Origin of the sequence: Oligella urethralis DSM 7531 (genome assembly GCF_000372065.1) — a bacterium.
Taxonomy (GTDB): Bacteria; Pseudomonadota; Gammaproteobacteria; order Burkholderiales; family Burkholderiaceae_B; genus Oligella; species Oligella urethralis.
In genome coordinates this window covers 35,390-49,830 of sequence record NZ_AQVB01000002.1, presented here as the reverse complement: position 1 = coordinate 49,830, position 14,441 = coordinate 35,390, and the positions used below count along the sequence as shown (strand labels likewise).

Genomic DNA, 14,441 nt, shown 5'->3' with positions numbered 1-14,441 from the left:
GACTATCACAACGCTTTGCGTCTGAGTAAAAATATAATAAACACAATACCACCAAGAAATTCAACCACTACGCTAAGTACGCTTTGCATACCTAGGAAATGCTCAAATATCAATTGGCCGGTAACTAAAATTAATGATCCGATGAGGAAAGCAGCCGGAATTAATACAGCATGACGATGCGTCTTCATCAATGGATAGACGATACCTGATACCAACAAGCCAAAGAAGCTAACAGGACCAACCAAAGCAGTTGAAATAGAAACTAACACCGAAATTAAAAACAGTATCAATACCATGGAGAACTTATAGTTCACACCTAAATTAATTGCATGGTCTCGACCCAAAGCGATCACATCCAACTCATAGCGATAGCGCCAAATAATCAAACTCACAATAGCGACTATCACCAGACTGACACTTAGCAAATCCATGCGGATAACATTAAACTGAGCAAAGGACACAGACTGTACGACCGCAAACTCTTCAGGGTCAATAACACGCTGTAAAAAGGTAGTTAAGCTACGGAACAATACGCCTAATATCACCCCAGTTAAAACCATCCGATATAAATCGTCCTGAGCTTTTAAAAACAAGGTTGAAAACATGACTAAGGAGGCAAACAACATGATGCCTATTTCAAAACCAAACTTATAGACATGACCTAGTGCCACATAGCCTATACCACCAAAAGTAAAAATTAATACTGTTTGGATCAATAAATACAAGGCATCAAAACCCATAATATAGGGCGTTAAAATACGGTTTGAAGTGATGGTTTGAAATAGCACCGTTGAAATAGAAATTGCGTAGGCAACAACCAAAAGCGCAACTAACTTGCCTCCCCTAAAACCTAACACAAAATCCCAGTGCCCGCCTGATTTTACGGTCATAAATAATGTCATCGAAACTAATAAAGCTCCGCACATTAATAATAGTAACTTACGCGTCTGCATAGCGTTTACGTGCACGAATAGGACGTGCATATAAAAGATAAAGGAAAAGGATTGTACCAACGATACCAATAATGGTACCCACCGGAATCTCATAAGGATATTGAATGATACGGCTAGCAATATCACATGCTAATACCAAGGCTCCACCAAACAACATATTCCAAGGTAAGACTTTACGGACATTATCGCCCATGATACGACTGACGATATTGGGTACTACCAATCCCACAAAAGGTATAGCACCAACAGTCACCACGACAATGGCAGAAATAACAGCAACTATCAATAGACCTATCGTGGTCACCACATGATGGTTTAAACCTAAATTAGTACTAATTTCTTTGCCCAGTCCAGCAATGGTGAATTGATTAGAATATAAAAACGTAATAATGCAGAGACAAGCAGTAATCCACAACAACTCATAACGCCCTACCACGACACTCGAGAAGTCACCGATAAACCAAGCGATCAAATACTGCATCATGTCATATTCATAGGCAATAAATGTTGCGACGGCACCAAGCACACCACCATAAATCATCCCAACCAGCGGCGCTAATAGCTTAGCAGTCGGTGGTAATACTCTGACAATTGCCATAAAGCCCGCCAAACCGATAATCGCAGCTACACAGGCAATTAACATTTTAAAAAACACACTGCTCTGAGGCACTAACAAGGTCATTAACAAAATACCTAGTGTCGCTGCTTGTGTGGTACCAGTCATGGAAGGTTCTACAAAACGATTACGCATCAGCATCTGCATAATCAGTCCCGCATTAGCCATTGACATACCCGTCAAAACCACTGACGCCGTTCGAGGAATCCGGCTAGCGAAAAAAACCTCACGCGCTGCCGCATCTTGTAGAAGCAGTTCGAATGAGACTTGACTCACCCCAACAAATAGGCTAACTATAATTAAAACAATAAAGCTTATTATTACTAGTAAAGACTTGGTCATTTTTTATTGTTATTACGCTCTCTATCACTACCCTAAAAAGCACTTCAGACCTAAATTCGGCCTGAAGTGCTGCAGGATAATTAAAAACAGGGGGATTTATTGAGCTTTAGCTTTTTGCACAGCATCACGTAATAGTTTAAGCTCTAACATCATTTGTTGATAGCCACCTGAAGCTAAATAAGATGAAACATCTAAATAGATGATGTGGTTATTTTTAAAAGCTTGAGTCTCTCTAAGAAGCGCATTATCAAGCACAGTCTGGGCGTTATCACCTTTGGCCCGCACTGCTGATGTTCGGTCCATCACAATTAGCCAATCAGGGTCGTTTTCGCGAATAAACTCAAATGAAATTGGATTACCATGACGTGCACTACTTTCAGTCTTATCAGCTGCTTCCCAACCAAAATCATTAAATAAATAACCAAAGCGCGAATTGACACCATAAGAAGCAATCTTGGTACCATTAACCAAAATCATCAATGCCCTGCCTTGGCCTTTTACAATCTCTTTAGTTAAAGCCAATTCATCGTTTAAGCTTTTTTGCAACTCTGCAGCACGCTCTTCTTTATTGAATAACTTGCCTAACTCAGCTAATAATTTTTGCGAGTTATCAACCGAAACGCCTGTATTAGTTAGATCAACGACAGGGGCAATTTTAGCTAAAGCATCTGCTTTAGGTGCCATACGCCCACCAATAATAATTGCTTCAGGCTTAAGACGGTTCAGGGCTTCTAAATCAGGCTCAAATAATGTACCTACTTCAACTGAATCTGCGCTCTTAGCGTCTGCCAAATAATCAACGTAGATCGTAGAAGGAATCCCCTTGGGATTAACGCCCAATGCCTGAAGCGTATCCATAGCCGCAAGCTCATAGACGGCGACATTATCACCGACCGCTTGGTCGAAAGTGACTGGACCTTGTGCTGTATTAATCTCAATAGCTTGAACTGCTGATGCGCCACCAATAAGACAAGCTGTAGTTAAAAACTTCAGGAAAAATTTATTAAGTTTCATGCAGAAAACAGACCTATAAAAAATAATATTCACCAAAACACGACCGATACTAGCTCAAAGCGACGTGCTTACTGGTGAATACTTAATCCAACAGAATAAGAATCATTATCATTATAGTATAAGATTAATTTTTATTCGATCTATTTTGAGACTTAATTTCAAACGTTAATCACAGACGATAATAAATTTGCTAATAATTCAAAGTAAAGGTGCCTGCAAAACTTAAGTCACCTTTTGCATAGCACTTGAACATTGAACCTCGAGGGTCAGCCAAAAACACCAAGACATTAAGCGAAGCCATTGATTTATCATCAGACGCCGTAAAACCACACTTCAGGGGGTGGATATAAGGCGACAAAGTTGCTACAATCAATCAGCTATTAAATCAAACCATCTACAAAAAACAGCTAAGACAAGTATAAATTGCGAGTACGCAGTGTTTTGGCTGGTAGATGGTATTCCACACACACTCTCAAACTAGCTCGTGTCAACAGACAATCTTAACGGTAGGGTTAGTTTGAAATAAGAATCTTAGATGCAAGATGTGAATTGCAAGGCGGTAGCCACCTCTAAGATTTGCGGTCGGGCTTGACCGTCGAGTTGTAGGAACCCCATCCCTTTAGGGAGGGGAGGAAGTCAAAAAAGAACTATTGGCTGACCCACGAAAAAGCGCTGTGGGAGGCTTGTGGCTTTAACTTTAAAATCAAGCCAATCAGTCAAAACCAAAATGGCGTCGGTAGCGACGATCCATATTTTCAATATCTACAATCACCGGAAAATCCACCGCATTAAAGTCTTTGTCCCAAGCAGGTTCACCGCAAATACGGGCGCCAAGCTTTAAGTAACCCTTAATCAAGGCCGGCATACGTGACTGACTGATACGCTCGCCGGCTGCCTTTTCTTCTAGTAAATGGATTGGGTATGGGTGGTGTGGAGTGACCTTAGGCTGTCCCTTAAACTCCACAAGCTGCTGCTTAGCCAACTGCCAAACCTGTGCTGCTTGTACACCATCATCTAAGAGACTGACGCTAGCACAACCAAAAAGATAACGCAAGCCATGACAGCGCATAAACTGTGCTAAACCACTCCACAGCAACATAATCACACCACCATCACGGTAGTCCGGATGGGTACAAGAACGACCGCATTCATTCAGCTCAGGACGTAAATGCTCAAACTCACTTAAATCAAACTCGGACTCGGAATAATAACCACCCGCCTCGACTGCTTTTTGAGGACTAAGAATACGGTAAGTACCTACTGCCTTACCCTCCTTGGTGTCCATCACAATCAAGTGCTGACAAAACTCGTCAAAATGATCCACATCTCGACCGTCAATTGCCTCTGGAAAATGGACCCCCATCTCCTGGGTATAGACCTCATAGCGCAGTCGCTGAACCGCCTCAAGCTCTTGGGGCGTATTGGCAATACCTAATACCAAGCTAGGGCCATCAAGCGCACTTAAGTCCTTTGGAATCTCTATCAGCTCTTGCATATATTAACTATCCTCAACACTTAACGAATGAACTCAGGAAAATATGACAATATATATAGTCTACAAGATGATAACAACGCTAACGACATGATCATCTGCTTACATTATACAAAAGAGATTTGACAGAATTCTTTCAGTTTATAAATTTTAAGCACAACCCTGTTAAGGCATTGTGCTTAAAAATATGATTCAGTGTAAGTGTTACTACTAGGCGTCTAAACTGACATCCGCCAGGCGTTCGACACCACGCTTAGCCAGTTCATGCGTTTCCGCCTCCACCATCAGGCGCAAAATAGGCTCAGTACCAGAGGCACGAATCAGCACTCGCCCCCTATCACCCAACTCGGCTTCTACCTCTGCCCGTACCCGCTGAAGCTCAGCATGATTTTGCCAATCCAAGCCCGGTTTAAGAGGCACATTAATCATCACCTGTGGGTACATCTTTAGGTCATGGGTTAACTCACGTAGCGTTTTACCACTACGCACGACCGCTGTTAACACCTGCAACGCAGCGATAATCCCGTCACCCGTCGTATGACAATCTAAACACAACAGATGGCCCGAACTTTCACCACCAAAATACCAACCGTTTTGGTGTAGGGCTTCAAGCACATACCGGTCACCCACCTTAGCTCGCTCTAAGGGGATACCTAAATCCTTTAAGCGCTTTTCAAAACCAAAATTAGTCATTAAGGTGCCGGCAACGCCTTTAATTTCCATGTGCTGCATGCGTTCAAGAATAATCGCATACAACAGCTCATCACCGTTGTAAATATTACCCCGAGAGTCAACCATCTGAATGCGATCCGCATCACCATCCAAAGCAATGCCGTAATCAGCGCGCTGCGCATTCACCGTCGCTACCAATTGCTCTGGGTATAAGGCACCAACATTACGATTAATATTGAAACCATCGGGACTACAGCCGATTGGGATCACGGTTGCACCCAACTCTTTAAACACGTAAGGGGCTACATGGTAGGCTGCACCATGCGCCGCATCCACCACAATTTTCAACCCTCTAAGATTGAGGTCGTTAGGAAAGCTACTTTTACAGAACTCGATATAACGACCGGTGGCATCATTTAAGCGACGCGCACGACCAATGGACTCAGACTCCTCGTACTTAATATCCTCATCGATCAGTGCCTCAATTTTTAACTCAATCTCGTCAGGTAACTTTAAGCCGTTTTCTGAGAAAAACTTAATGCCATTATCGTGATAGGGATTATGAGAGGCACTAATCACCACACCCGCATTTAAGCGCAAGGTGCGAGTTAAATAAGCGACCGCAGGGGTAGGAATTGGGCCGGCTAGTAGCACATCCACCCCGGCAGCAGCAAAGCCTGCTTGCATCGCCGCTTCTAGCATATAGCCGGATACGCGGGTGTCTTTGCCGATTAAAACAGTTGGTCTATCACCCTCTTCTAAGCCTTGACTAGCTAGCACTCGACCCGCCGCATAGGCTAATTTTAAAGCGAATTCAGCATTAATCACTGCGCCGCCTACGCGACCACGCACACCATCGGTGCCGAAATACTTACGTGCCATGGTTAATTTACTCCCTGATGAATGGCCTGCCAAACAGCTAATGCCTCAACCGTTTCAGCAACATCATGTACTCTAAGAATGGCAGCACCGCGCTCAGCGCAAGCGATGGCTGCCACCACACTACCAATCAAACGATCCTGAGCCGGCTTATGAGTAACCGCACCAATCATTGATTTACGCGATAAACCAGTTAGTAAGGGTAGATTTAAACTTTGAAGATCCGCCAGTTCATTTAATAGTTGATAATTCTGAGCGACGGTCTTACCAAAGCCAAAACCCGGATCAAGCATGATTCTACTTGGTTCAACACCGCATTTTAACAAAAGCTCAGCTCTTTCTTGTAAAAAATTCTTCACATGCGCGGTAATATTACCATCATAATCTGGGGGATTTTGCTGCATTGTTTTAGGCTCACCCACCATGTGCATAATACAAACCCCACAGTTAGGATGTGCACTCACCACCTCAAGAGCACCCGGTTGACGCAAGGCATAAATATCATTAATCATATCTGCGCCAGCGTCTAATGCGGCCCGCATAACGTCTGGCTTTAAGGTATCGATGGACAAAGGCACGCCAGCTCCCTTAAGCCCTTCAATCACTGGTAGCACTCGCCGCAATTCCTCTTCCACCGTGACGGCGTCGCTACCTGGTCGGGTGGATTCACCACCGATATCCAGTATCTGCGCTCCCTCAGCCACCAGCTTCAAACCATGTTCAATCGCCAAGTCCAATTGTTCTGACTGGGCTCCCCCATCAGAAAAAGAATCCGGCGTGACATTAACAATCCCCATCACTAAGGGGCTAGAAAGATCAAGGACAAAGCGTCCGCATGTAAAAGTTTTAGGCATAAAATTGATATTACTGATTTATATGGGCGTTGAGAAATAGAAAAAGCACTGTAAAAACAACTTACAGTGCTTCAATACAAAAAGAAATATTAAAGTGCTTCTACTGGCTTATCGCCATCTTCATCCTTTTTATCTTTTTTGTCTTTTTTATCTTTAGCACTTTTACTACTATCTTCAGCCTCTTTTTGCTCATCCGCCTTGTCCGTTTGCGGTGCATTACCCGCACTCGGTGGCTGAGAATCATAAGGCTGATCAGGTACCTTAGGGGGACGCGGCGGACGACCCTGCATAATATCCTCGACCTGCTCTGCATCAATGGTTTCCCACTCCATTAAGGCCTTGGCCATGGCATGCATCTTGTCCTTGTTGTCCTCAATGAGTTTACGGGCCACATGATACTGCTCATCAATAATGGCACGAATCTCAGCATCCACCTTTTGCATGGTCGCTTCAGACATTTGCGAAGAACGTGACATTTGACGGCCTAAGAAAGGATCGGTGTCATTTTCCGCATACACCATCGGCCCTAAAGAGTCGGTCATGCCATAACGAGTCACAATATCTCTAGCGATTTGAGTTGCACGCTCAAAGTCGTTAGAGGCGCCAGTGGTCATCTGATTCATAAAGACTTCCTCAGCAATACGACCACCAAATAAAACCGCAATCATATTGAGTAAGCGCTCTTTATCCATGCTGTAACGATCATTTTCAGGTAACTGCATGGTAACACCCAAGGCACGTCCGCGCGGAATAATCGTCACTTTATGAACCGGGTCTGTCTTGGGCAATAAGCGTGCCACCAAGGCGTGACCTGATTCATGATAGGCAGTATTTAAACGCTCCTCTTCAGGCATCACCATCGAACGGCGCTCAGCACCCATAATGATTTTATCTTTGGCCTGCTCAAAGTCCACCATATCGACCATGCGACCGTTACGACGAGCAGCAAAGAGGGCCGCTTCGTTAACCAAGTTAGCTAAATCGGCGCCAGAAAAACCCGGGGTACCACGTGCAATCACTGAGGCATCGACATTAGGCGCAACATGCACTTTACGCATATGCACTTTAAGAATTTGCTCACGACCACGTACATCTGGTAAAGATACCACCACCTGACGGTCAAAACGACCAGGACGTAATAAGGCTGGATCGAGTACATCGGGACGGTTAGTAGCGGCAATTACAATCACGCTCTGCCCTGACTCGAAACCATCCATTTCTACTAATAACTGATTCAGCGTCTGCTCACGCTCGTCATTACCACCACCAACACCGGCGCCACGCTGACGACCCACCGCATCGATCTCATCAATAAAGATAATGCACGGCGCATGCTTTTTAGCCGTCTCGAACATATCACGTACACGTGATGCGCCCACGCCGACGAACATCTCAACAAAGTCAGAACCCGAAATAGTAAAGAACGGCACCTTGGCCTCACCGGCAATGGCTTTTGCCAATAACGTCTTACCCGTACCAGGCGAACCGACCATCAATACACCACGAGGAATGCGACCACCTAAGCGCTGAAAACGAGACGGATCACGTAAGAACTCAACGATCTCGGTCACCTCCTCCTTGGCCTCATCACACCCTGCCACATCGGCAAAGGTGATGCGGTTATTGTTTTGATCCAACATCCGGGCGCGGGACTTACCGAAGCTGAAGGCTCCGCCCTTGCCGCCGCCCTGCATTTGGCGCATAAAGAAAATCCAAACCCCGATCAATAAAAGCATCGGGAACCATGAGAGTAAGGCACTTAAGAAGAAAGAAGGCTGCTCAGGTGGGCGTGCCGTCACCTGCACACCATCACGAATCAAATCACTCACCATCCAAAGATCGCGCGGCGCCGTCAACGAATAGGTACGACCATTAGCCGGGGTGACTGTCAGCTTATCACCTTGGATTTCAACTCTAGATAACTTACCTTGCTTTGCATCTTCCAAAAATTGCGAATAGGTCACCGTATCCATAGGCACTGAAGGTGTATCAAGTTGCCTAAAGACCGTAAATAGGACCATCGCAATGATCGCCCAGATGGCAAATTTCGAAAAGGAATTATTCAAGGCATGGTACTCCAAAAAAACCGAATCTGATAATAATAAAACACTGCGTCAATAAATACAGCAAATCGTAAGCTTGAGATAAAGACAAGCCGCTTTTTATTGAGCATGCTTTATTCTAACGTATTATAGTGGGGGTAAAAAACGATATCTCAAGCAATTTGCTAATTAAAAATCCGCATTAGGATTCCTTAAGACCCTTCGCAACTAAAAAAGTTTCTGCCGAACGATCGCGTGAGGCCTTGGGCTTACGCTCCACAACACGCTTAAAATGGCGTTTAAAAAGCTCCACAATCTGAGAAAAGCCACTACCATGAAAGGCCTTAACAATCACCGCACCTTCAGGCTTTAAATGCGCAATAGCAAATTCCAACACCAATTCACAAACGTGTTGAATCCGAGCAGCATCCGCCGGTCCCACACCAGAAAGATTGGGCGCCATATCAGAAATGACTAAATCCACCTGTTGACCACCCAGCCTGTGCTCAAGTTCATGCAAGACCTCATCCTCACGAAAATCACCCTGAAAGAACTCAACCCCAGCAATCTCCTCCATCGGTAACAGATCCAACGCAATGACACGACCATCTAGCTCACCCGATGGCGTCACTAATCTTTCTCGCGCAACCTGCGACCAACTGCCGGGTGCGGCGCCTAAGTCTACTATAATATCCCCTTGACGCATTAGCTTTTCTGTCTCTAAAATCTCGATAAGCTTAAATGCAGCCCTTGCTCTATAGCCTTTTTGCTGAGCAAGCTTTACGTATGGATCATTAATATGTTGATGCATCCAGTTTTTGGAAAATTTCTTTTTGGCCATTGCCAATCATTCCTATGTCTATTCTTGAACTAACTTCTAAGGAACGTAGTGCGCTACGTTCTGCGGCTCATTCACTCAAGCCCGTGGTCCAAATCGGTGACAACGGACTCACTGAGAGCGTATTAAAAGAGATCGATCGTAACCTAACGGCGCATAGCCTGATTAAGGTTAGGGTTGCGTCAGACGAGCGCGAAGAGCGCAGCAATATGCTCGATCAAATTTGTGAAACCTTGTCGTGTGCCAACATTCACCATTTAGGTAAGATATTGATTTTATACCGTCCCGGTAAATCCGTCATTGATACCGAGCCTTATGATGAATTTGCACCGCAAAACCAACGCAGTTATCGCAAAGCGGGTGAGGTCTATACTCCTAAGCGTATCGCTGCCGAAGGTAAAAAGCTCAATCGCCCATTCAAACAGTCAAAGCCTAAGACAGCTGAAAGCAACCGCGAGATTGCTAAGGCCTTTTTCAATCGCCGTAGCACTAGCAGTGCCAGCAAAACCTCCCCCTCCACTCGTCGCCGCCCTTCTAGTGCATTGAGTTTAAGAGCAGGGCGCCGTCGCATGGATTAGTGCTTTTAACTAGGCTGCGCTTTGATGATTGATTGAATCCACTGCTTTGACTAAATCCTCTCACATTATGTGAGAGGATTGTTGTTTTCTTTACATTAGCTTCTCCGTATTTTCCCTTAAAACCTTAGTTATCACCCTAACAAAACGCCTCTTTTAAGAGCAACTTATAATTAGCTGCCTTGACAATCACTATTTAGCGTTTCATGCTGAGGATTAGTATCACCACAATTCCTTAGATGATCCTCATAGAAAGTGTTTCTTCGTTTTAATCAAGGAGCTTAACCATGCCTACAAGACATTGGTCCCCATCGCGACGCCATTTCCTAAAAGCGGTCGGTGCTGGTACTGTTGCAGTATCACTTCCGGCTGAGGCTAAGATTTCGCCCCCTCCCCCATTAAATGAATATAAGCCCGTCTTTTTCAATCAAGAGGAGTGGGCTTTTATTTTAGCCGCTTGTGCCAGACTGATACCCTCTGAGGGAGAAGGCCCTGGCGCATTAGAAACACGGGTACCAGTTTTTATTGATCTGCAAATGGCGGGCGATTTCGGTAAAGCTGCTGATTGGTATATGGAGGGTCCACATTATCCCGACGCTAAATTAGATCGTGGTTTTCAATCGCCCTTAAGTCCAGCGGAAATTTATCGTGAATCCATCAGCTATATCAATCAATGGTGTGAACAGCATGAATCAAATAAATTCGCCCTATTAAGCGAGGATATTCAAGACCGTGTTTTGACTTCCTGTCAAAAAAATGAGATCGGTCTGAAATCTGAACTAAAAGAATTTTTTTCATTACTACTGCAAAACACGAAAGAGGGTTATTTTGCCGACCCCATGTATGGCGGTAATTATGGCTTGGCGGCTTGGAAGCATATTGGCTTCCCAGGTGCAAGAGCAGCATTTACCGAATGGGTAGATCAACACAATGTGCCTTACCCATTAGGCCCAGTTTCAATTTCAGGTGAGAGAGGCTAGATCATGAAACGTACAAATCCTAAAAAAGACGTAGTGATAGTTGGCTTAGGTTGGACTGGCTCCATTTTAGGTATGGAGTTGGCTAACCAGGGCTTGGACATTATTGCCCTTGAACGCGGTCCCGAGCAAAATACGGTACCCGACTTTCAATATCCTAAGGTAATTGATGAATTAAAATACGGCATACGCCTAAATTTTGCTCAAAAGCCTAAAAACTCCACCTTAACGATACGTCGCTCACTCGATGAGACCGCCTTGCCATACCGCGTACTTGGCTCCTTTTTACCGGGTAACGGTGTAGGTGGCGCTGGTATGCACTGGAACGGTCATACGTGGCGACCACAGGTCGAGGAAATGAAGCTGCGTAGCTATGTGGAGGAAAGATTTGGGGCCGATATTATTCCTGAGGATATGACGATTCAGGACTATCCTTTCAGCTATGATGAATTAGAACCCTTTTTTGACCGCTTTGAGTATGTAGCCGGTGTATCTGGTACAGCTGGGAATATTCGCGGACAAAAGCAAAATGGTGGCAATCCTTTTGAAGCACCGCGTAGCCGAGACTACCCAATGCCCGCCCTGCCACAAACCTATGATGCCATGAAGTTTGCAAAAGCAGCGGCGGACTTAGGCTATCACCCCTTCCCCAGACCAGCAGGTATTGCTTCTCAAGCCTATGTCAATGAGTACGGTATGCAAATGGGGCCCTGTAACTTCTGTGGTTTCTGTGAGCGCTATGGCTGTTATAACTATTCCAAATCCTCACCACAAACCATGATTTTGGATGCACTTAAACGCAAACCAAACTTTCACTATAAGACTCATGCTGAAGTGTTGAAAATTGAACTGGCTGAAGACGGCAAAACAGCCACTGGCGTAACCTACTTTGATGAAGAAAGTGGCGAGCAGGTTTTTCAACCAGCTGATTTAGTTATACTTTGCGCCTACGCTATTCATAACGTACATTTGATGCTGATTTCCGGTATCGGTAAGCCCTATAACCCACACACTGGTGACGGTGTGGTCGGTAAAAACTACTCCTATCAGATGAATGGTGGCGTCAGTCTATTTTTTAAAGATGAACACTTTAACTGGTTCATCGGCAATGGTAGTAACGGTATGGTGATTGATGATTTCGGAATCAATAATATTGACTATGCCAAAGAAGGCTTTATCGGCGGTAGTTATATTTCATCTGGCACTTATAACGGTCAACCACTCCGTAGCATGCGCTTACCTGAAGGCACACCCTCTTGGGGCGCCGGCTGGAAATCAGCTATTAAAGAGTGGTATTCGCACTCAATGAGTATTGCCTCGCATGGTTCCTGTATGTCCTATAAGCAATTCTATTTGGATCTAGATCCTACTTATAAAGACCGTCATGGACGCCCCTTATTACGCATGACCTTTAATTGGCATCCTAACGATATCCGCATGACACAATTTATGCGTAAAAAAATGGAGGAAATTGCCACATCGATGAAGCCAGATATGATGCAATCCAGCTTCAAGCAAGAAGGCGCTCAATATAATGTACGCCCCTATCAAACCACCCACAATGTGGGCGGTGCTATTGTGGGTGACAGCCCAAAAAACTCTGCTTTAAACAAGTATTTACAAGCTTGGGATCAACATAATGTCTTTGTGATGGGCGCCAGTGCCTTTCCACAAAACATTCAATACAATCCAACCGGCTTGGTAGGAGCATTAGCTTATTGGGCGGCTCATCATATTATCGACAAGTACCTTAAAGACCCACGTCCTTTAGTTTAAGGGAGAATAAGTATGTCCAGACGATTAAAAAGCTTCATTGCTTTAATGATTTTGGGACTTGTCGCTCTAGCGGCAATAATCTTGATACCTGCTAAGAAAACTATACCACAGCAACAAGTCGACGAGAATTACCAAGCCGATCTTGCGACTGGTAAATACTTGGCAGTAATTGGTAACTGTCTGAGCTGTCACACCTCTGATCCAAGCAAGCCCTTTGCAGGTGGTAGGGCCATTGACACTGATATGGGTACTATTTATTCGACAAATATTACACCAGACGAAGAACACGGTATAGGAAAATATAGTTTAGACGAGTTCCGGGCCGCACTTTATGACGGTTTACGCAATGACGGCAAGCATCTCTACCCAGCAATGCCTTATGAAAACTATAGAAAATTGAGCGAAGAAGATATTCGCGCCATGTACGCATATTTTCAAGAAGAGGTAGAAGCCATTAATGCGCCAAACCTTGAGCCGGAGATGAAATTCCCGTTCAATCAACGTTGGGGTATTCGACTATGGAAATGGATTAATCTTGAAAAACCGGGCTTTACACCACCTACAAGTGATAATCAACTGCTCGTGCGCGGTGCTTATCTTGTACAAGCCGTTGGTCACTGTGGCGCCTGTCACAGTCCGAGAAATACCACGATGGGTCAGAAAGGCATTGATGAACGTAGTCAATCATTTTTGACTGGCGCAGAAATGGGTGGCTTCACGGTGCCAGCGCTACATGGTAAGCACAGCGCAATCGCTAAATGGTCAGTAGAAGACTTAGGTTTATTCCTCAGCACGGGACGTAATAAACACGCCACCGCCACCGGCAGTATGGCTGTCACCATTGAGGATGCACTGCAATTCCAAAGTGAAGATGATACGTTAGCGATGTCTATCTATTTAAAACATCTTAATCAAGATCATCCAAGCACCACCGCCCTCGAGGTAAAGGGTAACGAGAAAACTGCCACTGAGCTTGAGTTGAGCAAGGCCGATCCGAAGTTAGATTTAGGAAAGCGCCTATATCTGGATAACTGCGTAGGATGCCACTTTGTAGACGGTAAGGGAGCACCTGAAATTTTTCCTAAACTGGATGGTAACTCCATTGTGATTGCGGATAATCCAACCTCGTTGATTAACATCCTCTTGCACGGTGCAGAGCTCCCCTCAACCGAACTACGCCCCGCCAGACTTCGGATGCCAGATTTTGCTTGGCGCTTAGATGACGAAGAGGTGGCCGAATTAGCTACCTTTATTCGTAAGGGTTGGAATAACAAAGCTAGCGCCGTCAGTGCCTCACAGGTAGAAAAGATACGAGCAATGCGCGTTGAGAAATAGCATCTAATTGTACGACTTAACATTAAAAATCCTCTCAGCGCTTACCGTTGAGAGGATTTTATAATTTGAAATTAAT

At 44.7% G+C, this 14,441-nt stretch carries 12 protein-coding genes; 4 read left to right on the top strand and 8 right to left on the bottom strand.

What is annotated here, in order from left to right; translation table 11 throughout:
- Nucleotides 1–5: 5 nt before the first annotated feature.
- The 8 genes from A3GA_RS0101750 to A3GA_RS0101715 all read right to left on the bottom strand — a co-directional run bounded on the left by A3GA_RS0101750 (nucleotide 6) and on the right by A3GA_RS0101715 (nucleotide 9,705).
- A complete protein-coding gene (locus A3GA_RS0101750) occupies nucleotides 6–926 on the bottom strand; it encodes an iron chelate uptake ABC transporter family permease subunit (protein WP_225792281.1) in 921 nt (306 codons plus the stop codon).
- Between the two features lie 13 nt (nucleotides 927–939).
- Complete coding sequence (locus A3GA_RS0101745; protein ID WP_018025665.1) at nucleotides 940–1,911, bottom strand: ABC transporter permease; 972 nt, start codon at nucleotides 1,909–1,911, stop codon at nucleotides 940–942.
- Nucleotides 1,912–2,007: 96 nt separating this feature from the next.
- The gene (locus A3GA_RS0101740; protein ID WP_018025664.1) at nucleotides 2,008–2,925 is read right to left on the bottom strand and encodes a siderophore ABC transporter substrate-binding protein; all 918 of its coding nucleotides are present in this window, start codon (nucleotides 2,923–2,925) and stop codon (nucleotides 2,008–2,010) included.
- A 712-nt stretch (nucleotides 2,926–3,637) separates the two neighbouring features.
- Complete coding sequence (locus A3GA_RS0101735; protein WP_018025663.1) at nucleotides 3,638–4,420, bottom strand: GNAT family N-acetyltransferase; 783 nt, start codon at nucleotides 4,418–4,420, stop codon at nucleotides 3,638–3,640.
- 207 nt (nucleotides 4,421–4,627) lie between these two features.
- Nucleotides 4,628–5,971 carry a phosphoglucosamine mutase gene (gene glmM / locus A3GA_RS0101730; protein WP_018025662.1) on the bottom strand — a complete coding sequence of 448 codons (1,344 nt, stop codon included), beginning with the start codon at nucleotides 5,969–5,971 and terminating at the stop codon, nucleotides 4,628–4,630.
- Between the two features lie 2 nt (nucleotides 5,972–5,973).
- The gene (gene folP / locus A3GA_RS0101725) at nucleotides 5,974–6,822 is read right to left on the bottom strand and encodes a dihydropteroate synthase (RefSeq protein ID WP_026156741.1); all 849 of its coding nucleotides are present in this window, start codon (nucleotides 6,820–6,822) and stop codon (nucleotides 5,974–5,976) included.
- An 89-nt stretch (nucleotides 6,823–6,911) separates the two neighbouring features.
- The gene (gene ftsH, locus A3GA_RS0101720) at nucleotides 6,912–8,888 is read right to left on the bottom strand and encodes an ATP-dependent zinc metalloprotease FtsH (RefSeq protein WP_018025660.1); all 1,977 of its coding nucleotides are present in this window, start codon (nucleotides 8,886–8,888) and stop codon (nucleotides 6,912–6,914) included.
- Between the two features lie 178 nt (nucleotides 8,889–9,066).
- Nucleotides 9,067–9,705 (bottom strand): RlmE family RNA methyltransferase, encoded by a 639-nt coding sequence (locus A3GA_RS0101715; protein ID WP_018025659.1) that lies wholly within the window; start codon nucleotides 9,703–9,705, stop codon nucleotides 9,067–9,069.
- Nucleotides 9,706–9,719: 14 nt separating this feature from the next.
- On the opposite strand from A3GA_RS0101715, the gene yhbY reads away from it, so the two are divergent.
- From yhbY to A3GA_RS0101695, 4 genes are all read left to right on the top strand, one after another.
- Nucleotides 9,720–10,280, top strand: a complete 561-nt coding sequence (gene yhbY / locus A3GA_RS0101710; protein ID WP_018025658.1) for a ribosome assembly RNA-binding protein YhbY — start codon at nucleotides 9,720–9,722, stop codon at nucleotides 10,278–10,280.
- Nucleotides 10,281–10,564: 284 nt separating this feature from the next.
- Entirely contained in the window at nucleotides 10,565–11,257 is a 693-nt protein-coding gene (locus tag A3GA_RS0101705; protein WP_018025657.1) for a gluconate 2-dehydrogenase subunit 3 family protein, read from the top strand.
- Between the two features lie 3 nt (nucleotides 11,258–11,260).
- Nucleotides 11,261–13,030 carry a GMC family oxidoreductase gene (locus A3GA_RS0101700; RefSeq protein ID WP_018025656.1) on the top strand — a complete coding sequence of 590 codons (1,770 nt, stop codon included), beginning with the start codon at nucleotides 11,261–11,263 and terminating at the stop codon, nucleotides 13,028–13,030.
- Between the two features lie 12 nt (nucleotides 13,031–13,042).
- Nucleotides 13,043–14,365 (top strand): cytochrome c, encoded by a 1,323-nt coding sequence (locus A3GA_RS0101695; protein ID WP_018025655.1) that lies wholly within the window; start codon nucleotides 13,043–13,045, stop codon nucleotides 14,363–14,365.
- The last annotated feature ends 76 nt before the right edge of the window (nucleotides 14,366–14,441 follow it).

Coding starts and splice junctions, on each gene's coding strand:
- A3GA_RS0101700 (WP_018025656.1), top strand. CDS start 11,261: ATGAAACGTACAAATCCTAAAAAAGACGTAGTGATAGTTGGCTTAGGT.
- folP (WP_026156741.1), bottom strand. CDS start 6,822: ATGCCTAAAACTTTTACATGCGGACGCTTTGTCCTTGATCTTTCTAGC.
- A3GA_RS0101715 (WP_018025659.1), bottom strand. CDS start 9,705: ATGGCCAAAAAGAAATTTTCCAAAAACTGGATGCATCAACATATTAAT.
- A3GA_RS0101740 (WP_018025664.1), bottom strand. CDS start 2,925: ATGAAACTTAATAAATTTTTCCTGAAGTTTTTAACTACAGCTTGTCTT.
- A3GA_RS0101750 (WP_225792281.1), bottom strand. CDS start 926: ATGTGCGGAGCTTTATTAGTTTCGATGACATTATTTATGACCGTAAAA.
- glmM (WP_018025662.1), bottom strand. CDS start 5,971: ATGGCACGTAAGTATTTCGGCACCGATGGTGTGCGTGGTCGCGTAGGC.
- A3GA_RS0101735 (WP_018025663.1), bottom strand. CDS start 4,420: ATGCAAGAGCTGATAGAGATTCCAAAGGACTTAAGTGCGCTTGATGGC.
- A3GA_RS0101745 (WP_018025665.1), bottom strand. CDS start 1,911: ATGACCAAGTCTTTACTAGTAATAATAAGCTTTATTGTTTTAATTATA.
- A3GA_RS0101705 (WP_018025657.1), top strand. CDS start 10,565: ATGCCTACAAGACATTGGTCCCCATCGCGACGCCATTTCCTAAAAGCG.
- yhbY (WP_018025658.1), top strand. CDS start 9,720: ATGTCTATTCTTGAACTAACTTCTAAGGAACGTAGTGCGCTACGTTCT.
- A3GA_RS0101695 (WP_018025655.1), top strand. CDS start 13,043: ATGTCCAGACGATTAAAAAGCTTCATTGCTTTAATGATTTTGGGACTT.